This is a genomic window from Pseudomonas sp. R4-35-07, from assembly GCF_003852235.1.
Taxonomy (GTDB): Bacteria; Pseudomonadota; Gammaproteobacteria; order Pseudomonadales; family Pseudomonadaceae; genus Aquipseudomonas.
In genome coordinates, this window is record NZ_CP027732.1 from 3860974 (window position 1) to 3882671 (window position 21698).

A 21698-nucleotide genomic window follows, 5' to 3' on the forward strand; every position below is an offset into this window, starting at 1 on the left:
CACTGGAGTCGAACCGTTCGTTGTATTCACCAAAGACCGAGCGATCATGCTCGCCGTCATTACGCCGGGTGGGCAAATGAATGTGCCTGTGAAAGTCAGTTTCTTTGATTATCTGACGAAGCCAGGGCAGCACGTCTTCACTGGGACGGATGGCGGATATGTGCGCAAGTCGGGTCGACAGCAAACCGTAGGCGGAATGGTGTCAGGCACTGCCGTCCCGTGGCATACAACACTCGACGTAACCGAGGTTTTTAACCCTTGCCCGCAGGTTACAGATTAACGAGGGGCCACCGGGGTCAGACCACCACTATTGAAAACGTGGTCTGCCCCCCTACTGTGCCACTACTCTGCCGACCCTACTCTGCCATCCGGCGTGTAGATAAGATGCTATACGGCATTAAGTGACAAGAATGTCGGCTAATTGATAGTTAGGGAGAACTGAGTATGCGTCGCTTAATAGCCAACGGCTTTGTGTTTGTCAGCATTGCGATACTCTGTTCCGGCTGCACATCTTATTCGTCCCAGCCGACGATCAACGAAACCGCTGAACCCGAAACGGAAGAAATCATCTCCAGCTTTAGTTACGCAATAAACTCCCCATGGAAAGACAGTCGCTTCGGCAAGGACGCATACGCAGCGACACTCAAAGTTATTCCCGATGCACAGGATACGGGCTCCAGCCTTGCCGCTACGACCCTGCCGGCATTAGAAATAAAGATCTCGGAGTTCTCATCTGGCGGCGCTTGCGGACAAGATTACTTGACGGGCCTGAGTCTGGGTTTGATCCCCAGTTGGTGTACGCGGACGAACCTTTTCAAGTTTGATTTTATATTGAATAAGGATCAGCGCTTTTGCAGGCAAAAAACCTACTCGATAAACTCCACGTCGCTTTCACATCTCACGATGATTCCGTTTGCACTATTCAGTACGGACAATCAGCCATTGACGCTCTATCAGGCGGCGCTTAAAGATTTTCTTCGGATAGGCCAATGTGCAACGCGTTGAGAGGCACGTTAACAGGCTTTGTTTTGCGGCTACGAGGGGCTCATTCCGGGCGTCGGGACGTTCGAAGTTTATGTCAGGTGAGCGGCAGCTTTTGGCCGTTAGCTGTCAGTCACTCCATACTCCCCACACCACCACGACCGTGCCGAAACTGGGAACGACCCACTGCGCCAGTAAGTCTACCCGTCTCTCCCCATCGTTAAGGTACAGCGCAATGGACAAGACAATCACCGTGGATCAACTGGCTACCACTGATCTTCGATCGATCAACGAGATATGGCTCGGCGGGGCTCACAGGCCGCTATGTCTATGGCGGGGTGAGCAAGTCTTCACCCATGAAATGCTCAGCGAAGGCACTCACGATCAGAATGTCCGGCGCCTGTGTTTGAAGTTGGTCAACGCTGACGATCAAGGTGAAGTTGCTAGCGTTGAGTCGATCGCGCGCCAACGGCTGGAAAAAATGGGGAAGAACGGCGAGTTCTATCCGGCAGAGGAAGCGGACACTCATCAATAGTCGCTCCGCTTGGCCAGACGCAGACGCCAATTCCCACCATGTTGGAGATGGCACTCCTCCTCGGAATCGAATCCTACGCAGCGGTGCAGTAACCGCAGATCCACACCGGCATCGCTCAGCGCGGTGCCTGTCAGTTCACGCATTCGCTGGTCTTCTCCCTTGGCCAGGGCTTGCTCCTTGCTTATTCGGGTATCGAATACCCAGATCACTCGCAGGCTTTGGGGGAAAGCGGCGTAGTCGACTTCATGGGTCAGCCATTCAAAGCCGGGGATTTCAGCCTTGGCGGTTTCACAGGCTTCGGTCAGGGCGGCAACCAGACGACGTTCGATACCTACGCTGTCGCGTTTGGTGGAGGGCATTGCGGGCTCCGGTGGGAAAGCGAAAGATGAACCAATAAAAAATATCACAGAGTGGCTTTATGCGATCTAGTCTCTATCAGGCAAAACAGCAGCTCATAGGGACGGTAAACAGTACTCATCGCTTAACTAATCGAGGGATCGAACATGTTGAAGTCACTCAATATCATGGCAACTGCATTGGTGTTGGCCGGAATAATCTCCACCAGTACTTACGCAGCCGACACACTAAAAGCTGAAGCGGCGGCGCGCGGTCAGAGTATCGGCACCGCAACAGTTGCAGCGAATGCTCCAATGCCATGCCCACCTGCAAATCGAGGGGCCAGCGCGACGGGAACCGCGCCTGGCACCGATCATGCCGCCTGCACAACTGCCAAGAATAATGCGAGGCAGGCATTGCGCGCTCGAGTGCCTCAGACCTGCGCGGCTTACATTTCGTCAACCAGACCCTGCGAAGTCGTTAACTAACGCACCCTGGGTTCAGCTTGAAAAGTCCGCCGCAGAACCTGCGGCGGCAACCAACATCACAGGTTTAGCAGGCGCCCCCCTTCAAAAAACGTTGTTCATGATCGGGGTCGGGCAACAGGCAGGTGTCATATTTTCCGAAGAGTCGATAGCGGTTTAAAGCAATGCGATCATAGGCCCAATCCCGAATTGGGCGTGGGATGCCACGCAACAGCCCCAGTGGGCGCCAGCCGGCAGGCAGTTGGGCAATGATTTCGAAAACCGCATTTGAGCGCACCCAGTAATGCCGGTCACGAATTACCGCCATGGTATCGAACTGATCCAACGGCAGCCCCGCCCAGGCGAGCAGGGCCTGGCCCTCTGGCGACTGTACAGCCGCCAATCGCACGCGCCGTTGACGATCATGGCGAATCAGGAACCGAGCCCAGCCATTGCACAGCTTGCACACGCCGTCGAAGAGCACCACGGTCTCGCCTGGGTTGAGGAAAGGCGCGGTTGAGGGGCGAGTTCGGGAGGCGGGCATAAGCATGGGTCCAATCGTGCCGGGTTCATCAGGACCGACTTACCCTCAGCCCTTCAACTCACTGGCCCGATTGCTCGCCGCATCATCGTAAGCCACATACAACGACTCGGCGATTTGGCTCTTGATAGCCTTGCTGGATTCCAGGCCCAACACAAAACCCTCGGCTTTGCCGCCCGCACGGTTGAGTTCTTCGTGGGTGGCAGCGCCGGTGATGGCGTCGAGGAGTTTGGCAGCAACGGGGCCGACGCCTTTGGGCAGGGAGATTTGGTCGATGGACATGGCGGTACCTTTAAAAAATGAACGGTAGCGCATAGATCACTGCCGGGAGAGGCATGGTAGACCAGCTGGCAAGGAAAGGGGCTACTTTGCGCCGAAAGTGGCTAAATACCTGCCCCGCTCGCTGAGCCTCACACAACCCATTGCGCCGTTAGTATGCCTGCCCCGCACGCCGCGCATACATCGCCTGCTCCGTCTCCGCCGTGGCCCGCTCACCTTTGTAGGTCAGTTGAATGATAAAAAACCGTTCCCTGCCACCCTTCACATCCGAAGGGTCATAGGTTCTGAACAACGGCGCCAGATCAATGGTCTTGGCGAAATTTTCGTTGGTCAGGCTGTAGTAGCCCATGCCGCTGCCGGACCAGGGCGAGCCGGCGTCTGTCATGTCGATGGCGGCATTGCGGAAGGTCACCGCGGCCGTTTTCAAATCAGCGGAGCCATTGAGCAGTTCGGTGAGCCGCTTGATATTCGCGTCGCTCAGCTGACCGGCCTTGTCGATGACTTTCAGGCGGCCATCGGCTTCGACGGTAAAACCATAATCGGTTCTGGCCAGGTCGGGGGCGGTGCTCTTAAGGGTGGATGCGAACGCCGTGAAGGCGCTTTTGAGCACCGCCTGGGCACTATGGAAGCGGTCGACGAAGCGAGGAAATTCCGGTGATTCGGAGCGGCCGACCCACACGTCGGTCACCTGCGGTGGCTCGCTCGCGGTTTGGGCGGCTTCGCTGGGATGATAGACCGCAGCCGGCCCGGCATTTGCCAAGGATTGCTTGGCCGCCTCCGGCAATGCCTGGGGCGTCAGTTTCTGCTCGGAAGGCGCAAGTCGGATATTGGCAGGGGCTATAGTGGTAGCGCTGATGGAGAGTGTCATTTCAATCGGTCCATGATCGGCGGGTTCATGGAGGTTATCGACGTGAAAGGCTCGATCTTTAGGCCCGCTGGGGACGTAAACAACCGTCGTTGCACCTCGAGCACCAACGGCCTGGGCGCGCCCACCTGCCTGCCCTCAATCAGCCGCCTGCGACAATGGTCGCGCCACCTGCTCCAATGCCTTGCGCTCGGCCGCCACACCCCAAATTGCCTGCACCAGGGCAGCCGCACACATCAACGCTGCCCCGATCAAATACCCCACAAACAAACTCCCGCGCTGTTGCGTCTGTATCAACTGCCCAAACAAGGTCGGCCCGATGATCCCGCCCAGCCCCGTGCCGAACGCATAGAACACCGCAATCGCCAGCGCGCGTATTTCCAGCGGGAAGGTCTCGGCCACGGTCAGGTACGCCGAACTCGCCGCTGCCGAGGCGAAGAAGAAGATCACCATCCAGGCCATGGCTTGCTGGGTCACGTCGAACCAGCCTTGCTGGAACGCGTAGCCACTGAGCGCCAGCAACACGCCGGAGGTGGCGTAGGTGAAGCTGATCATCACGCGCCGGCCGACCACGTCAAACAACCGCCCCAGCAGCAGCGGCCCGCAGAAGTTGCCGAGGGCAAGCGGCAAGACGTACCAGCCGACGCGCTCGGCGGGCACGTCGTAGAAGTCGGTGAGCACCAGCGCGTAGGTGAAGAAGATCGCGTTGTAGAAGAAGGCCTGGGCGGTGAGCAGGGTCATGCCGACCAGGGCGCGACGGCGAAAGCTGACGAACAGAGTGTGGAAAATCTCCGCCAGCGGTGTGTGGTCGCGCGCGTGCAGCCGCAACGGCGGGGCGGTCACTGGGGCCAGTGCGTGGCCTTGTTCGCGCAGGCGCGCTTCGATGCCGTCGACGATGCGTCGCGCTTCGTCGTGCTGGCCGTGAATCAGCAACCAGCGCGGGCTTTCCAGCAGCCACAGGCGCATCACCAGGATGACCAGGCCCAGCGCGGCACCGATGCCGAAGCACAGGCGCCAGCCGAGGTCGCCGCCGACGATCTGCGGGTCGAGCAACACAATGGCGCCACCGGCCCCCAGGGCGGCGCCCAGCCAGAAGGTGCCGTTGATGGTCAGGTCGACCCAGCCGCGATAGCGTGCCGGGGTGAATTCCTGGATGGTCGAGTTGATTGCGGTGTATTCGCCGCCGATGCCCATGCCGGTCAGGAAGCGGAACAGCAGGAAGGTTTCCAGGTTGAAGGAGAACGCCGTGGCTGCGGTGGCGCCCACGTAAAGCCACAGAGTGATGAAGAACAGCTTGCGTCGCCCCAGACGGTCGGTGAGCCAGCCGAACAGCAGCGCACCCAGCACGGCACCGGCGATGTAGACGCCACCGGCAAGGCCAATGTCGACGTTGCTGAGGTTCAGGCCGGTGCTGCTTTTCAGCGCGCCGGACACCGAGCCGGCCAAGGTCACTTCCAGGCCGTCGAGCAACCAGGTGATCCCCAGCGCGAACACCAGCAAGGTGTGGAAACGGCCCCAGGGCAAGCGGTCCAGGCGCGCGGGCAGGTCGGTCTCGAACAGCGTGCCAGGGGTGTTTGAGTGTGGCTGGGTCATTGTCACATCCGTCCATGTGCACTGCCTCGTCCAGTTAGGAGTGAGGCTTGGGCGAGGGAGTTCAACGTGGTCGCGCTGAACGAACGGCGGGTGGGTGGAGTCGCAGTATCAGGCCCCGGCAAGGAACCCACTGATGCCTCTGAATAATGCTGCCCTCGCGATGCTGCTCACCCTGGTCGCCAGCACGGCGGCCATGGCACAGGAACCGCTGCGACTGGAAAACCTGAAACGCTGCGGCGACCTGCTGCAAAGCCGGGAGCAGGATTGGTGCCTGAGTGCGCGCGGGCTGGGTGAAGCAACGCCGCAGGTGAAACTGGCGGGCAAGGCGCTGCCGGCGCAAGCCCTCCAGCGTGACGGCGACCAGTTGCGCCTGCGCCTGGACGGCACGCGCTACCAGAGCGGCCCGTTGTGGCTCGAAGACGGCCCGCGCGCCAGCAACGCGGCCTGGCTGACCCTGCGCAATAGCCATGTCGTCGCCGCCGGGCCCAGCGAAGTGGCGAAGAACATGGACGGCCTGACCACCTATGTCGACCTCGTCAGCGTGCTGATCGAGGAAGACCACGATGGCCGCCAAGAAGCCGAGCGCCTCGCGCGCAAATACGGCGCGAGCGTGGTCGGCAGCATCGCGCCGCTGAACCTCTTCCAACTGCGCCTGCCGGCCACCGACCTGCTGCAGCGCGACGCCTTGGTGCTACGCCTGGGCGGCGAGACCAGCGTGGATGCGGTGGTGATCGAAGAATCCGCCGCCGAAGAAACCGAGCACACTGCCGCGCGCCACGAAAAACCGAAGAAGCCATCGCCCGACTCCGATGAATGGGCCGCCAACCGCTTTCTCGATGCGGTGGCCTATTATCAGCGGCGCATCCCGGGCCAACACACACCTATCACGCCGCAACCGGTGCGCATCGGCCTGATCGAGCGCGGCGTGGATTTCGACACCGCAGATTTCGCCGACTACCTCGGTGCCTGCGCCCCCAGGCGTACCTGCGTCTACGCCCGCGATACGGGTGCGGCGAGCGGCCATGGCACCACCGTCGCCGGCATCCTCGCGGCAGGCTGGGACAACGGCGGCAACACCGGTTTTTTACGTGGGCTGGACAAGGCCAGCGGTGGCTTTGACGTGATTGTCGAGCGCAACTCCGATGCCGGTATCACTGCCAACATCGCCGCCTCGGTCAACCTCGTGGAGGACGGGGTGCGCGTGCTCAACTGGAGCTGGGGCATTCATCGCGTCGGAACCAAGGACGTCAATGGCAATGACGTCGACTCGCTGGTGCGCTCGGGAATTGCCATGAGTGGCTACGAAGAGCTGCTCGAAGAGTTCTTCCTGTGGCTGCGCAAGGAACACCCTGATGTGATCGTGGTGAACTCCGCCGGTAACGGTTCGGCATTCTCTGGCAGCGACGAGTACCGCCTGCCCTCCTCCTTCATCACCGAGCAGTTGCTGGTGGTGGGCGGACACCAGCGTAACGTGCGTGGCGGCGTTGCCGTCGATGACCCGGCCTATGCCCTTACACGCAGCTCCTCGAATGTGGACATGCGCGTCGACATCACTGCTGCCGCCTGCGCCCACGCGTCCACGCCCGAGGCCGGCCAGGAAGGCGCCGTGCATTGCGGCACCTCCTACGCCACGCCGATGGTCGCAGGCTTGCTGGCGGCGATGCTGTCGATCAATCCGCAGCTGCAACCCGAACAGCTGCGCATGCTGTTGCGCCGCAGCGCCATGGCGATCGGCGAGAACCACGACTTTGAACGCAGCGACGCCCAGGACCTCACCGCGCCGATCCTTCCGTCGGAGCGCAACTACCAGCTCAACGACAAGGACGTCGGGCGCTCGGCTCGGTTGGATATGCAAAAGGCGCTGGACCTGGCGGTGCAAAGCCGGACGCGGGTGCGCTGAACCGCACCTGATCGTTCCCACGCTCTGCGTGGGAATGCCTCCTGGGACGCTCCGCGTCCCACCTACTGCGGACAGATGACGCAGAGCGTCACGGCCTGCATTCCCACGCGGGAGCGTGGGAACGATCTTTGAACCGGGCGCATGATCAGGAATGCTCCAGTGCCACCGGTTTGACCGCCTGCCCCTGCTGACGCGAAGTGACCAGGCCGATAAACGAGATCACCAGGGCCAGGCCAATCGTCGAGGATACTTCGGTACGGTGTTCCGGCGTCACCATCATCACGGCCAGCGCCGCGCAGATGAACACGATGACCAGATAAGTCAGCCAGGGGAACAGCCACATGCGAAAGATCAGCTCGACGTTCTGCTTGAGCAGCAGCCGACGCATGCGCAGTTGCGAGATGGCGATGACCAGGTACACCAGCAACGCGATGGCACCGGAACTGGCAAGCAGAAACTGGAACAGGCCAGCGGGCATGAAGTAACTCAGCAGCGTCACTCCCGCACCCAGGATGGTGCTGGCAATCACCGCCGCCCTGGGTACGCCCGCCGCTGAAGTGCGTTTAAGGGCGCGTGGCGCATCGCCGCGTTTACCCAGGGAGAACAGCATGCGCGAGGAGATGTAGATCGAGGAGTTCATGCAACTGGCCACGGCGATCAACACCACCAGGTCGACCATGAACTTGGCGTTGGGAATGTTCATCAACTCCAGCGCACGCTGGTAAGAGCCCACGGATGCCAGCAGGGGATCGTTCCACGGCACCACGGAAATAACGATCGAGATCGACAACAGGTAAAACACGCCGATGCGCCAGATTACCGAGCGGGTCGCCTTGGCGATGTTTTGCGCCGGGTTGCTCGATTCGGCCGCGGCGATGGTCACCGCCTCGGTCCCGATGAAACTGAACATGATGGTGATGAATGCCCCCACTACGGCCGATAGGCCATTGGGTGCAAAGCCGCCGTGCTCTTGCATCAAGCGGCTCAAGCCGCTGGCTTCACGATCCGGAATCCAGCCCATCAGCACGCTGAACCCCAGGCCGATGAAACCGACGATGGCGATGATCTTGGCCATCGCGAACCAGAACTCGAACTCGCCATATTTGGCAACGCTGAACAGGTTGGTGATCACCAGCAAAATGATCGACAACAACGCAAACAACCATGCATCGACCTGAGGAAACCACTGATTGAGCACATGCCCGGCAGCCAGCGCCTCGATCGGAATCACCAACACCCAGAACCACCAATACAACCAGCCGATGGTGAAGCCTGCCCAACGGCCAATGGCCTGGTCGGCATAGGTGGAAAACGAGCCGGTGTCGGGGCGCGCCACCGCCATCTCCCCGAGCATGCGCATCACCAGCACCACCAGCAGGCCGGAGCACAGATAAGCCAGCAACACCGCCGGCCCCGCCGCCGCGATGGCATGCCCGGAACCGACAAACAACCCCGCGCCGATGATGCCTGCGATGGACAACATGGTGACGTGGCGCGGCTTGAAACCCTGCGCCAGCTGAGCGTTGGAATCGTTGGAGTTGAGACTATTCATTGTTTTTGTGGTTCTCGGGCGACCAATACCCTCACCTTAAGTGCGCAGGACAACGCCAAAGTAGCCTGAGTGCGGCATCATCGTGTCTGATCTCGACATCGGCCAATCGACTGCAACGTTTGAGGGCACAGCATGCGCACCGGGCAATCAATGGGGACGCATGATTGCCCGACAGCCCATCACGCTGCTGTACCGGACTTGAATAGCTCGCTCATGAGGTCAGTTGCCGCCCCATGCCCGAAGACATCAGCGGAATCACGCTGGGAAGGATCCAGTGTGCCTTCGGCTCTGATGCTTTGCCCGGTATAAACCAACGTTCCTTCCAGCACTTCGACCGCGCTGTGATAACCCAAGCCGACCAAAAATGCACCCGCCCCTGCCGCACGCGCATAGCGCTGGTCCTGCTCGGCCGGCGCCAAGACCGACATAGGCATGATGGTGCCACCGTCTTGAGCGCGCGGACCGTCGGGCAGCGCACCCACGTATTGATCGTGTGCGCTTACGCCGCGCAGCATGTCCCAAGCCTGTAAAATCTCGGCCGGCGACGCTGACATATGCCCGACAAGCGGCTCGGTCGTTTCTTTGACACGGGCCGTCCCAATGTCAAAAACCGCCCAGCGATTGTCAGGAATACGTTCAGATGCGGGGACATTGAGCGCCTTATCCGCTTCCAGCCCGTTGTTATGTACGCCTGCTCGAAAAGGCATGTCGGCTGGCGAATCGAACGCACGGACTTTTCGTTCAGCGCGCTTATCCGGGCCTACCGCCGCAGAGCCGCCGTGCTCGCGCATACGCTGGACAGCGGCGGCATCGGGCACCTCCAGCCCCTGTGCCTGGAGCTGACGGTTGAGCGCCGTCATCAGCCCCTGGTCCGCGTTGCCGGGAGTGGTGTAAAACCCGCCGATATCGCCCATCAACGCGATGGCCACCGCTCTGTCGGTGGCGCTCGCCGCCCCGCTACCGGCGCGCGCCAACGCAGCCAGCAAGTCATCGGTTGTTTGTCCTGCCAGCAGCCTGCCTTCTCCCAATAAATGAGCCCCCAGCAGGTTTTGATGCTGGGGGCTCAGGTTCGAGACCACCCGGTGCAATACGCCGGCGGCGCCGGCCAGCTCTTGAGTCAGGACGTCGCTGGGTTTGTAGAGCACGTTTCTCGCTGCGACGGTTTGCGCCAGCGCCAGCGCCTTGGTGGCCGTTCGAGCGGGCTGGCCCGCCGGGTTGCCATGGGTGATCTGTTGATGCGTGGCGTCCTTGGCCTTGAGCACATCATTAAAGACCGCAGCGTCCTTGGCGGCGTTTTCCAAGGCGCGGGCATTCATGAAAAGCTTATCGCCGATATGCTCGAAGCCGGGCCGTTCGGAAAAGGCGTGGTGCAGTTTGTCCTGCACAGTCGGATGGGTCAGCGCATAAGTAATTTCATCCATCGAATGCCCACCATCCACATAAATGAACAGCAAGGCTTGAATGGCCAAATAGGTCTCAAGGTCCTCAGGGCGGGTATTGGCATGCACATCCTTGCACGCACGCACTGCCCCCTGCTCAATCACAATTGAACCCGATGGTCCGTTGACGTAGGTCCCCGTGCCTTTTTCAAAAAACGTCTTCAGGTAAGAACCCGGTTTGGATGCATCGGGATGCGCGGGGTCCTGCATCTCTAGTCTGTCGGGGCAACGGGTGCTGGCGCTGGCCAGCAATTGGCTCTGGTAATCGCTTTCATACTTGATGTTGAAAGGGTCGTTCAGGCGCAAGTCCCTGGGCGTCGCATCGATATTTCGCAAGATGCCGACGTTATGACTGTCTGCCTGTCTGAACAAGTTACCTTCTCGAGCGTTGAGTTCAATACGGCCTTTTCCGGGTGCCCTGATGGGATCAAACACGCCGCCCCAATGGCCTGACGGAAGTTTTGCCTCGACATCCGGTTCATTCTTCAGCGCGTAGCTGAGATAGCGGTGTTTGTAGATATCAAACAAGGCCGTCCTGGCCTCGGGCGAGATATTCAAAGTTTCCAGGGTTTTCTCGGCACGCGTATAGAACCCCTGGAGTTGATCCAGGCCCACGATGCTTGTGTCGAAACTCTGGTTTTTCCAAGCCGCCTCATACTTCTCGAACAACGGCGCAGACACGTAGTTGTCCTTGATGTAATTCACTTGGTTATTTGAAATATCGACAAATTTTTTATAGGTGTCCGGCGAGCGGAAATAATCTTGCAGGGCATGCTTGGCATAGTAGCTTTCGAATGCGCGCCGTACCGGGTCGTTGACCATTTTCAGCCTCATCGAACCTTCGGCAGCTTGCGTCGAGCCGTTGGCGACCAGCTTGGTCAGCTCTGTTCTACGCTGCTCTGGATCGGTGATGCCACGCAGTCGGCTAAGGATCTTCTGGGTTTCGGTGTCAGCCGGACTCGCGATCCTGAACCGGTTCAAACCCAGGCTCAGCGCACCATCCTTGATGGACGCCTTGCCCGGCGCGATACGGTCCTGGGAGTGTTTTTCAACGATGTCGCTGTCAATCACGGCGTTATAAATAGCGCCGTTTCTGATTTGCGCGACCTGCGTGTCGCCATAAAGAAAACTGACCGGGCGTTCCCGCCCGTCGGCTTTGAGCGTTACCGTGGGCAGGGCGTTAGAGGTGACATCTATAGGCTTGTTTTTTATGTAGTCGAAGTTCTTCACAAACTCGACATTCTTCAACACCTGGCTATCTGCGTTAGCCTGTAACTCGGCCGCCGCGCGGGAGGCGTTATCATTCGTGATCGGCATAATAGTGGTTGCCTCTAGCCATGAATAAGATAGCGAACGTCGTAGCGACTGGTTATTTGAAAATACTGTGCAGCGATGTCATCAGTTTGAAAAATCCATCCAGCGCTACCTGCAATGTTTTGGCTGAACCCATGCATGCATCGTCCAACAGGGCTTTGACTTCGTAACCGCGCAGACCTTTGCCTAACACGGGCTGGCCTGTCACCACGAATGGCAACGCATGCTGCAGTAAAAGCAGCAGTTTTTCCGCGTGGATATTCAGCGTGGCGCTGTTCAGATTGTTTAACTCACTCCACATCCACACCCCACGACGGTCGGCAGTGAGCATGATCGGGCTGATCGTTTTGAAGTTAAGTGCGATCGATGAGTGGCGATCAAAGTAGCCGATGTGTTCCTGGGGTACGCCGAGGTCCACCAGGGTTTCGCGTAGTGTTTTCGCAATATCAGAACTCACAGCCTATCCCTTCAAGCGTAAGCAACCTTGCTTCTGGAGTTATAACTGGCGTCCCTGAGTTATCTCTTGGCGCCCCGCTCAGTGAATATGAGAGAGGCGAGAGATGAGTGGCGGCCGTCCACCAATAGTTCCATCGGGCAATAGCAGCGCGATTCGCTTATCAACTCGCCTGCATCATCATCTGCCACAAGGAGGCCCCCACGCCGGTGATGCTTTCGCCGGCGATAAGCCCGGCCGCTGCGGTAATCGCAAAACGCTCGGTAAGGCTTGGCCAACGGCAGCTGATCACCCAGGTCACCACCGCCCCCAACGCCATCATCAGCGACACGGAGGCCGGCAATACAAACGCCAGTCCCAATGCCGCAGCGCTGGGCAGATAGCGGGCACGATCGACAGGCAACATGCTGTCGAGCACACCCAGCACTGCACCGATCAAGGCCGCGATGGCAATCGCCCAGCGAATGCTCGGCGACAGTGAGTCCAGCCCGTGGGTCAGGGTTTGCGCCACGGCTTTCCAGGTGGCCACGGCCGGGGCCGGCCATTGTTCGGTAAGCAGCATGCTCTGGGGGTCGGGGATCAGTGCCAGGTAGGCGAATACGCCGACGATGCTGCCGACGAAAATCCCCAGAATTTGCGCGATAACCTGCTTGTGTGGGGTGGCGCCAATCGCCTTGCCCACCTTGAAGTCGTTCATCAAGTCCGTGCATTGCCCGGCCGAACCGCCGGCCGTGTTGGCGCTCATCAGGTTGATCGGCACCTGCCCCGGTGCGGCGATGCCGAAGCTCAGTTGGGACAGCTGCCCGATGGCGCCAATCGGCGGTATACCAGTGGCCCCCACCACCCGCGCCGCCACGGCAGCCAGGCAGATTGCCAGGGGAATGGTCAACAGTGCCATCCACAGGTTGATACCGAACAACAGCGCCTGCAGGCTCACCACCAAGCCGATCGCCAGGATAAAGCCGGTGGCAGGGCCCGGCTTGGGCAGCGTCCACGGCGTGCCGCCGCCAGCCCGGGTGGAGCGGTGCAGCGCCCACAGTCGAATCGCCAGTGACGCCAGGGTGGAACACACCATCAGGCTCACCCCCGGCCACAGCAGCCATTCCACCAGCGCGGCAAATTGGGGGCCGCTGCTACCCGCTGGAATGCTCACCAGCCCTTGGGCCAACAGCCATGGCCCCAGCCCGCCCCAGGCCAGCACGGCGCCGAGCAGCAAGGTCAGGCCGACGCGAATGCCGATGATGCCGCCGAACCCCAGTAACAGCAGCGAAGGGTCTGCGCTAAACGTCAGTCGCTCAAGCTGTGCGGTCGGCGACCAGCGCGGCAGCGCCCACAGGAAGGTGTCCACCCACTTGACCAGCCCCGACAACATGGCGGCGCTGAGCAGCACTTTCAACCGTGTCGCGGCTTCGCGCCCGTGGTTGTAGATATGCAGCAAGGTCTCCAGGGTGGCCATGCCTTCGGGAAACTTCAGCGCCTTGTCATTGAGCAATGAGGGCCGCAGGTACCACGCGATCCAGATCCCCAGGAAGCTCACCGAAAACACCCAGGCAATCATCGGGATCGCCTCCAGCTGGTTGCCCGTGAGCAAGGTGTAGGCCGGGATGGGCGCGACCAGCCCGCCGGAAATGATCGACGCGGCGGCCGAAGCGACGGTCTGGTTGATGTTGCTTTCGTGCAGCGTCCACGGCACCGCCGCAGCAGAGCGTTTGGCCAGTCCCTGCCAGACCGCATAGCCAATCAGCAACGCGATGATCGACATGTTGAACGACCAGCCGATTTTGAGGCCCGCGTACACATTGGACGGGGTCAGCAGGATACCGAGCAGGACCCCGGTGATGACTGCCCGCAGGCTGAGTTCGCGTTCTACGGGGTGGGTTGACGAGATGGGATGCATGCAGATTCCTTTCGACCAGAAGACAGCGCCACTGGATAAGTGAGCGCTGCCTGGCGTAAAGGTTCAGCGGTCCTTCATGCGCCTCTATTTGGCGAACGCATACTCACCGCCCTGCTCCACCGCCTTGCGATAAGCCGGTCGTTGCTGGAGCTTGTCTACCCATGCCGCCAGGTTCGGGTATGCCCGCAGCTTGCCCTGCGCCTTGGCAATCTCGCCGATAAAGCTCATCTGGATGTCCGCACCGGTCAGCTCGTCACCCACCAGGTACGGGGTTTGCCCGAGCACGTCATTCAGGTAGCCGAGGTAGTTGGCCAGCTCCGATTCAATGCGCGGATGCAGCGGCGCGCCGGCGTCACCCAGGCGCCCGACGTAGAGGTTGAGCATCAGCGGCAGCATGGCCGAGCCCTCGGCGAAATGCAGCCACTGCACGTATTGGTCGTAGCTGGCGCTGGCCGGATCAGGCTGCAGTTGGCCGTTGCCGTGGCGGCGGATCAGGTAGTCGATGATCGCGGCCGATTCAATCAGTACACGGGAGCCGTCCTCGATCACCGGCGATTTGCCCAGCGGGTGAATGGCCTTGAGCTCGGGAGGCGCGAGGTTGGTTTTCGGGTCGCGCTGGTAGCGCTTGATCTCGTAGGGCAGGCCCAGCTCTTCGAGCAACCAGAGGATGCGCTGGGAGCGCGAATTGTTGAGGTGGTGAACGGTAATCATAGGGGGGCAGCTCCGTTAGGGTTAAGGAGAAGACTACACGACGACGGCAGAGTGCCCTGAATGGGCGCTCAGTCCAATCGAAACCGCGCCGTGTTAGCACTCAACGCCCGGCTGCCCTTGCTCAGGCTGTCGGCGGCCTGATTGACCGCCCGCGCGCCGTCGAGCAAGCGCCCGGCCGCCTGGTCCACCTGCTGGATATTGCCGCTCACCTCGTCGGCCGTCGTGGCCTGTTCTTCCACGGCGGCGGCGATTTGCGCCAGGGTGTCGGTGACGTTCTGTACGGCACCGGCGATTTCGCCGAGGCGCGTGCCCAGGCCGGTGACGGATTCGGCGTCACTGAGCGCCTGGTTGCAGGCGGCGCCCATCAGGCTGACGGCCTGGCTGACCGTGGCGCGCAGGCTGTCCACGGTGCTGGCGATCTGCGCGGTGGACGCCTGGGTGCGTTGCGACAGGCTGCGCACCTCATCGGCGACCACGGCAAATCCGCGGCCTTGCTCGCCAGCGCGGGCGGCTTCGATGGCGGCATTGAGGGCCAGCAGGTTGGTCTGCTCGGCGATCCCGCGAATGGTGTCGACCACCGATTGAATCTGCTGGCCCTGCTGGCTGACTTGTTCCAGCGCGTTGGCGGTGTCGGTCAGGCGCTGATTGAGTTGCTGGATGCTGGCCGTGGTGCGCTGGCTGTCGCGGCTGCTGTCCTCGGCGATACGCCGGGTCTGCTGGGCGCTATCGGCAGCCTGCTCGCAGCTTTTGGCGACGCCCAGGGAGGTGGCAGCCAACTGGGTGGCGGCCGCGGCAATCTGGCTGATCTGGTGTTGCTGGTCTTCGACTTCGGTGAGGGTGCTGCCCGATTGCGCGTTGAGAGTGAGCACGGTGGCACCCAGCTGCTGGGTTTCATGATTGACGCCGAGCAGGCTGGCGCGCAGTTGCACCACGGCGACGTTGAGCGCCGTGCTGATGGCGGCCAGTTCGTCGCGCCCCTCCACCGCCACTTCGACGCGCAGGTTGCCGTCACGCAAAGACTCGGCCAGCGTCGTGATGCCGCTGGCGCTGCGGCGGATCGACGCTTGCAGGCAGACGAACAGGTACAACGCCGCCAGCGCCAGCAGGCTGAACGTCGCCGCCACGGGGATGAAGTGCTGCAGCGAGCGCTCACGGTAGTAACTCAAGCGCGCGTCGAGCGAATGCAGCGACTGGCTGCGTAACGCGCCCAAGGCCGCGAGCATGGCGTCAACGCTTTGGTCGAACGCGGCGGTGTCGAGCTTGATGGTGCCGCCGAAGACGCCGTCGTCCAGGGTCTTCAGCTCGCTGTCCAGGCGTTGCAGGCTGGTTGCGTATTGCACCGTCCAAGGCTCCAGGCCTGGGTATTGCCTGGCTTTGAGCGCGCCTGCCGCCTTGACCAACTGGTCGCGCGCATCACCGATGCGGCCGCGCAGGTCGCGCATCTGCAAACGGCTTTGCAGGGTGAACTGGCCCGAGGCGATCGAGGATTGGCCGACGCTGGCCGTGCGCCCGATGCGCTCGATCAGGTCCGGGGTGTGCTGGCTGGAAATCTGCATCAGCAGGTAGGTTTCCAGCCACGGATCGAGGATCAAACCGGCATCCAGGGTGATCTGTTCGCGCAGCGATTGCATCGCGGTCAGGGCGGCGGTGAAGCGGTCATAGCCATCCGGCCACCAGCCGACGGTGCGCAGGGCCTGGGTGTCCATGCCCTTGACCGCAGCCTGCAAGGTGTCGAAGCGCGCCAGGGTATCGGCGCTGGCGTTATGGGTTCTGAGCGCGTCGCCCAGGGTTTGCAGACCTTGTTGGATCACTGGGCTGCCAGCGTCCACCTTGTCCATCGCGGCCTGGGCGGCAGGGGTTGGCGTATGCAGAATATCCAGGGCTTTCCAGCGGGCGGCCAGGTTGCGTTGGGCGGTCAGTTGCACATCGAGCGAGTCCAGCGCCAACAGTTGGCGCACACCGGACTGTTCGCTGGAGATCACCGCGAGTTTGTCGCGGTAATCCTGGCCGATCATCCACAAGCTCCCGGCCAGCGGCAGCATGAACAGGAAGAACAGCACCTGGAACTTGCGCGCGAAACCGAACCGTCCAAGCAGGCGGATACCCGGTGATAAAAGTCTTTGCATGCCCTGCAACTCCCCTGAACAAACTCAAGCTTCACAGCGTGTGAAATAACTAACGGCAAAATGCCATGTCATTGATTAGCAAGATATGGGCCGCAGGTTGAAACCTTGGCGATAGGCGTAATGGCACCGCGAAACCGACCGACGGTGCGCGAAAATGGGGCAAAAGCACTCAGTGGCGGGCAGGCCCTGTAACCGCCGGGGACAAAAGTTTCGGGGAGCTACGCTGTACGCGGCGGCATTCAGCCCAGCACATGGGTAATCCATTGGATGTGCTGGGCAATTTCTTGCCGTTTTGCTTGCGGCACCGACTGCCTGGCCTTCTCGAAACCGGCAAGCGTCTTGTGTTTCTCGCGCAGCAGGCGTTGCCATTTCGCCACGAACATCGGGGTGCGCGCCTGCAGGTGCAGCGGTCCGAAGTACAGCTGCTCATCGGTGTAGTTCACCGGCCCGCTACGTTCGGCGACGATGATTTCGTAGTAGAAGCGGTTCTCATGCAGCAGCTCCTCGTGCAGGATTCGGTAGCCGTTGTCCATCAACCAGTGGCGCAACGGTTGCTCGCCGCCGTTGGGTTGCAGGATCAGGCGTTCCTGGCCGCTCAACCGCGCTTTACCGCTGTCGAGGATGTTGCGGATCGTCTCGCCGCCCATGCCGCACAGGCTGACGGCGGTGATGGTGTCGTCTGGCTCGATCGCTGCCAGACCATCGGCCCGGCGTACGCGGATGCACTGCTCCAGGTCGTTGGCGTGTACGGTGCGCTGGGCCGCGCGAAAGGGCGTGGCCGCGACCTCTCCCGCCACAGCGTGGGCAATCACGCCACGACGCATCAGCGCCACCGGCAGGTAAGCATGGTCCGAGCCGATATCAGCCAGGCGCGCGCCAACCGGCACCCATGCCGCTACGCGCTCCAGGCGCATGGACAATGTGTGTTCGTTCAACAGGGATTCCTTGTCATTCGCCGGAAAATCGATCCCGGCTATTGGTCAAATGCAGCACCATCGCCGCCCGCGCGGCATCCGGATCCTGGCGCTTGAGCGCATTGAAGATCGCCTCATGCTCCAGGTTCGCCAGTTGCCCCAGCTTGGCAAAATCCGCGCCGCCGCGCTCGGCGCCCAGCACCAGGGTGCGGGGGATCATGGCAGTGCCCAGGTGCTGCATGATTTCGCTGAAAAACGTGTTGCCGGTGGCCTCGGCGATCAGTTGGTGAAAGCGCTTGTCTTCTTCCACGCAGCTGTCGTTGTTGGCCAAGGAGGCCTGGTAGTCGTCCAGCGCCTGACGCATGTGCGCCAGTTGCTCGTCGGTACGGCGCAGCGCGGCCAGCGCCACGGCTTGCACTTCCAGGCCCAGGCGCAGCTCCAGCATGTTGCGCACGCTGGCGACCGTGTCCACATGCAGGCGCAAGCCTTGCTGGGGGTGTTGCGCCAGGACGAAGGTGCCGATGCCATGGCGCGTCTCCACCAGGCCAGAGGCTTGCAGCTTGGAGATGGCTTCGCGCACCACCGTACGGCTGACACCGTGCTCAAGCACGATGGTGGATTCGGACGGCAGTTTTTCACCGGGTTTGAGCTGCCCGAGCAGGATGCGCTGGGTCAGTGCGTCGACCACGCCCTGGGCCAGGTTGGTGGAGCGTTTGCGCACAGCGGGGGCGTTTTCAATGGGCATTGCCAGGTTCCACGGGGTTGGGCAGGTGGGAGCTTAACACTGGGCTCAGGCGCGGCGCTGGGTTGATTCGTGAAACGATTGACTTGTATGACAACCAACCTGAAACACTTCAGTACCATTTCTGTGCCGGGGATTTTTTGCCGGGGGTTCCGACGGCTACAAGGCTTCTAAAACCCATTAAAAATCTAATAAATAACCAAAATAACGCCTGCTAGCGGCTTTTATAAGAATAAATACAGATCCCAACGCATTGCGGTTTTCAAAAAATAACTTGTATGATGTCTGGCAACAAGACACGCAAACCCGCATAAAAACAAATCAGGGGGAGTTTTGAATTGTGAACAATTCAAGCCATGCATCTGCCACACCAGAAACTGATTCGGTGCTCATCCGCGCCGTGAGCAAAGTGAAGGGCCACGTGCTCCCACTGTTCGTGATCATGTTCATCCTCAACTACATCGACCGGGTCAACATCGGCTTCGTGCGCACGCATATGGAGCACGACCTGGGCATCGGCGCGGCGGCCTATGGCTTCGGTGCCGGGCTGTTCTTCATCGGCTACGCGATCTTCGAAGTGCCGTCGAACATGCTGCTGCAAAAAGTCGGCGCGCGCATCTGGCTGACCCGCATCATGTTCACCTGGGGCATCGTCGCCACGATGATGGCGTTCATCCAGAACGAAACCCACTTCTACATCCTGCGCTTTTTGCTGGGCGTGGCTGAAGCGGGCTTCTTCCCAGGCGTGATCTACTACTTCACCCGCTGGTTGCCAGGCGTGGAGCGCGGCAAAGCCATTGCGATTTTCCTGAGTGGCTCGGCGGTTGCTTCACTGATCTCCGGTCCGCTGTCGGGTGCGCTGTTGCAGATCGAAGGCTTGGGCTTTCACGGCTGGCAATGGATGTTCGCCATCGAAGGCCTGGCCTCGGTGGCGCTGGGCTTCTTCGTGTGGTTCTGGCTGGACTCCAAGCCCCATGACGCCAAGTGGCTGAGCCGCGAAGAACAGGAGGCACTGGTGGGCGCCATCGATCAGGAACAGCGCGATCGCGAAGCCCTGACCACGGTCAAACCGACCATCGGCAAACTGCTCAAGGACCGCCAGATCATGCTGTTCTGCGCCTTGTATTTCTGCATCCAACTGACGATCTATGCGGCGACATTCTGGCTGCCGAGCATCATCAAGAAAATGGGTGACCTGAGCGATGTGCAGGTCGGGTTCTTCAACTCGATTCCCTGGCTGATCTCGATCATCGCCATGTACGCCTTCGCATCGCTGTCGGGCAAGTTCAAATTCCAGCAGGCCTGGGTCGCGGCAGCCTTGTTGATCGCGGCAGCCGGGATGTTCATGTCCACCACTGGCGGGCCGATCTTCGCCTTTGTGGCCATCTGCTTTGCGGCCATCGGTTTCAAATCCGCTTCTTCGCTGTTCTGGCCGATCCCACAGGGCTACCTCGACGTGCGCATCGCCGCCGCGGTGATCGCGCTGATCAACTCCATCGGCAACCTGGGTGGCTTTGTCGCACCGACCACCTTCGGCTTTCTGGAACAAACCACCGGCTCGATCCAGGGCGGGCTTTACGGCTTGGCCGGCACCTCTGTGCTCGCGGCCATCCTGGTGTTTTTCGCCAAGACGTCACCGTCTGCCGGCTTGATGTCGCCCAGCGTTGCGCCCACCGGCGCCGCCGTCAGCAAATCTATTTGAGCGTATAAGGACTTTGCCATGAACACGCCTGTTGTCACCCATTTCCAAGTCATCCCGGTCGCCGGCCACGACAGCATGCTGCTGAACCTCAGCGGCGCCCACGGCCCTTATTTCACCCGCAACATCGTCATTCTCAAGGACAGTGGCGGCAACACCGGCGTGGGTGAAGTGCCCGGTGGCGAGCGCATCCGCGAAACCCTGGAAGACGCGCGCGGCCTGGTGATCGGCCAGCCCATCGGGCAGTACCAGCGCATCCTCAATCAAATGCGCACCACCTTTGCCTCACGGGACGCGGCCGGTCGTGGGCTGCAAACTTTCGATCTGCGTATCACCATTCACGCCGTTACCGCGATGGAGGCTGCCCTGCTCGACTTGCTCGGGCAGTTTCTCGAAGTGCCGGTGGCGGCCCTGCTCGGCGAGGGCCAGCAACGCGATGCGGTGAAAATGCTCGGTTATCTGTTCTACGTCGGTGACCGCAGCGCCACAGACCTGGCCTATCGCAACGAGGCCGACGCCGACGACGACTGGTTCCGCCTGCGCCACGAGAAAGCCCTGACCGCCGACGCCGTGGTACGCCTGGCCGAAGCCGCCAAAGCCAAATACGGCTTCAACGACTTCAAGCTAAAGGGCGGCGTGCTGAGTGGCGATGCAGAAATCGAAGCCGTTACGGCCCTGGCCGAACGCTTCCCGGATGCACGCATCACCCTCGACCCGAACGGCGCCTGGTCACTCAAGGAAGCGATCCGCCTGTGCCGTGACCAGCATCACGTACTCGCCTATGCCGAAGACCCCTGCGGTGCGGAAAACGGTTACTCGGGCCGCGAAGTCATGGCCGAATTCCGCCGCGCCACGGGCCTGAAAACCGCCACCAACATGATCGCCACCGACTGGCGTGAAATGGGCCATGCGATCCAGCTGCAATCGGTGGACATTCCCCTCGCCGACCCGCACTTCTGGACGATGCAGGGCTCGGTGCGGGTTGCGCAACTGTGCAACGAGTGGGGCCTGACCTGGGGTTCGCATTCCAACAACCATTTCGATATTTCCCTGGCCATGTTCACCCAGGTGGCCGCCGCCGCACCCGGCGAGATCACTGCCATCGACACCCACTGGATCTGGCAGGACGGCCAGCGCCTGACCAAGGCGCCCCTGCAGATTGAAGGCGGCTACGTAAAAGTGCCGGCCAAGGCGGGCCTCGGGGTGGATATCGACATGGATGCCGTGGCCAAGGCCCATGAGTTATACAAAGGCATGGGGCTGGGCGCGCGCGACGACAGCGTGGCGATGCAGTACCTGATTCCAGGTTGGAGCTTCAACAACAAGCGACCTTGCCTGGTGCGGTAAGGCCTCAAG

At 60.9% G+C, this 21698-nt stretch carries 18 protein-coding genes; 5 read left to right on the plus strand and 13 right to left on the minus strand.

Features of this window, described 5'->3' with window-relative positions:
* Positions 1-444: 444 nt before the first annotated feature.
* Together C4J89_RS17595 and C4J89_RS17600 are read left to right on the plus strand one after the other, a co-directional pair.
* Complete coding sequence (locus C4J89_RS17595) at positions 445-1005, plus strand: hypothetical protein (RefSeq protein ID WP_124415164.1); 561 nt, start codon at positions 445-447, stop codon at positions 1003-1005.
* Positions 1006-1216: 211 nt separating this feature from the next.
* Positions 1217-1516, plus strand: a complete 300-nt coding sequence (locus tag C4J89_RS17600) for a hypothetical protein (RefSeq protein WP_124415165.1) — start codon at positions 1217-1219, stop codon at positions 1514-1516.
* On the opposite strand, the gene C4J89_RS17605 is transcribed toward C4J89_RS17600, so the two are convergent.
* The 5 genes from C4J89_RS17605 to C4J89_RS17625 form a co-directional block, all read right to left on the minus strand.
* Positions 1510-1875 (minus strand): hypothetical protein, encoded by a 366-nt coding sequence (locus tag C4J89_RS17605; protein ID WP_124415166.1) that lies wholly within the window; start codon positions 1873-1875, stop codon positions 1510-1512. The genes C4J89_RS17600 and C4J89_RS17605 overlap by 7 nt on opposite strands.
* A 529-nt stretch (positions 1876-2404) precedes the next feature.
* Entirely contained in the window at positions 2405-2860 is a 456-nt protein-coding gene (locus tag C4J89_RS17610; RefSeq protein ID WP_124416045.1) for a thiol-disulfide oxidoreductase DCC family protein, read from the minus strand.
* Positions 2861-2905: 45 nt separating this feature from the next.
* A complete protein-coding gene (locus C4J89_RS17615) occupies positions 2906-3139 on the minus strand; it encodes a hypothetical protein (RefSeq protein ID WP_124367724.1) in 234 nt (77 codons plus the stop codon).
* A 148-nt stretch (positions 3140-3287) separates the two neighbouring features.
* The gene (locus tag C4J89_RS17620) at positions 3288-4004 is read right to left on the minus strand and encodes a hypothetical protein (RefSeq protein WP_124415167.1); all 717 of its coding nucleotides are present in this window, start codon (positions 4002-4004) and stop codon (positions 3288-3290) included.
* A gap of 135 nt (positions 4005-4139) precedes the next feature.
* Positions 4140-5594, minus strand: coding sequence for an MFS transporter (locus tag C4J89_RS17625; RefSeq protein WP_124415168.1), 1455 nt, complete (start codon positions 5592-5594; stop codon positions 4140-4142).
* A 133-nt stretch (positions 5595-5727) separates the two neighbouring features.
* Between C4J89_RS17625 and C4J89_RS17630 the strand changes: the two genes are divergently transcribed.
* Entirely contained in the window at positions 5728-7494 is a 1767-nt protein-coding gene (locus C4J89_RS17630) for a S8/S53 family peptidase (RefSeq protein ID WP_124415169.1), read from the plus strand.
* A 145-nt stretch (positions 7495-7639) separates the two neighbouring features.
* On the opposite strand, the gene C4J89_RS17635 is transcribed toward C4J89_RS17630, so the two are convergent.
* The 8 genes from C4J89_RS17635 to C4J89_RS17670 form a co-directional block, all read right to left on the minus strand.
* Positions 7640-9046: an amino acid permease gene (locus tag C4J89_RS17635; protein ID WP_124415170.1), complete on the minus strand. Its 1407-nt coding sequence runs from the start codon at positions 9044-9046 to the stop codon at positions 7640-7642.
* A gap of 179 nt (positions 9047-9225) precedes the next feature.
* Entirely contained in the window at positions 9226-11802 is a 2577-nt protein-coding gene (locus tag C4J89_RS17640; RefSeq protein ID WP_124363650.1) for a hypothetical protein, read from the minus strand.
* 52 nt (positions 11803-11854) lie between these two features.
* Positions 11855-12256, minus strand: a complete 402-nt coding sequence (locus C4J89_RS17645) for a hypothetical protein (RefSeq protein WP_124363651.1) — start codon at positions 12254-12256, stop codon at positions 11855-11857.
* 160 nt (positions 12257-12416) lie between these two features.
* On the minus strand, positions 12417-14150 hold the full coding sequence (locus C4J89_RS17650) for an OPT family oligopeptide transporter (RefSeq protein ID WP_124415171.1): 1734 nt from the start codon (positions 14148-14150) through the stop codon (positions 12417-12419).
* A gap of 84 nt (positions 14151-14234) precedes the next feature.
* The gene (locus C4J89_RS17655; protein WP_124415172.1) at positions 14235-14861 is read right to left on the minus strand and encodes a glutathione S-transferase family protein; all 627 of its coding nucleotides are present in this window, start codon (positions 14859-14861) and stop codon (positions 14235-14237) included.
* Positions 14862-14929: 68 nt separating this feature from the next.
* The gene (locus tag C4J89_RS17660; RefSeq protein WP_124415173.1) at positions 14930-16987 is read right to left on the minus strand and encodes a methyl-accepting chemotaxis protein; all 2058 of its coding nucleotides are present in this window, start codon (positions 16985-16987) and stop codon (positions 14930-14932) included.
* Between the two features lie 239 nt (positions 16988-17226).
* On the minus strand, positions 17227-17922 hold the full coding sequence (locus tag C4J89_RS17665) for a tRNA (adenine(22)-N(1))-methyltransferase TrmK (protein ID WP_124415174.1): 696 nt from the start codon (positions 17920-17922) through the stop codon (positions 17227-17229).
* Between the two features lie 13 nt (positions 17923-17935).
* Positions 17936-18646 (minus strand): FadR/GntR family transcriptional regulator, encoded by a 711-nt coding sequence (locus C4J89_RS17670; protein ID WP_124371317.1) that lies wholly within the window; start codon positions 18644-18646, stop codon positions 17936-17938.
* A gap of 337 nt (positions 18647-18983) precedes the next feature.
* Here C4J89_RS17670 and C4J89_RS17675 point away from each other — a divergent pair, with 337 nt between their 5' ends.
* Together C4J89_RS17675 and gudD are read left to right on the plus strand one after the other, a co-directional pair.
* The gene (locus C4J89_RS17675; RefSeq protein ID WP_124415175.1) at positions 18984-20345 is read left to right on the plus strand and encodes an MFS transporter; all 1362 of its coding nucleotides are present in this window, start codon (positions 18984-18986) and stop codon (positions 20343-20345) included.
* 18 nt (positions 20346-20363) lie between these two features.
* Positions 20364-21689: a glucarate dehydratase gene (gene gudD / locus C4J89_RS17680; protein ID WP_124415176.1), complete on the plus strand. Its 1326-nt coding sequence runs from the start codon at positions 20364-20366 to the stop codon at positions 21687-21689.
* Positions 21690-21698 lie beyond the last annotated feature (9 nt).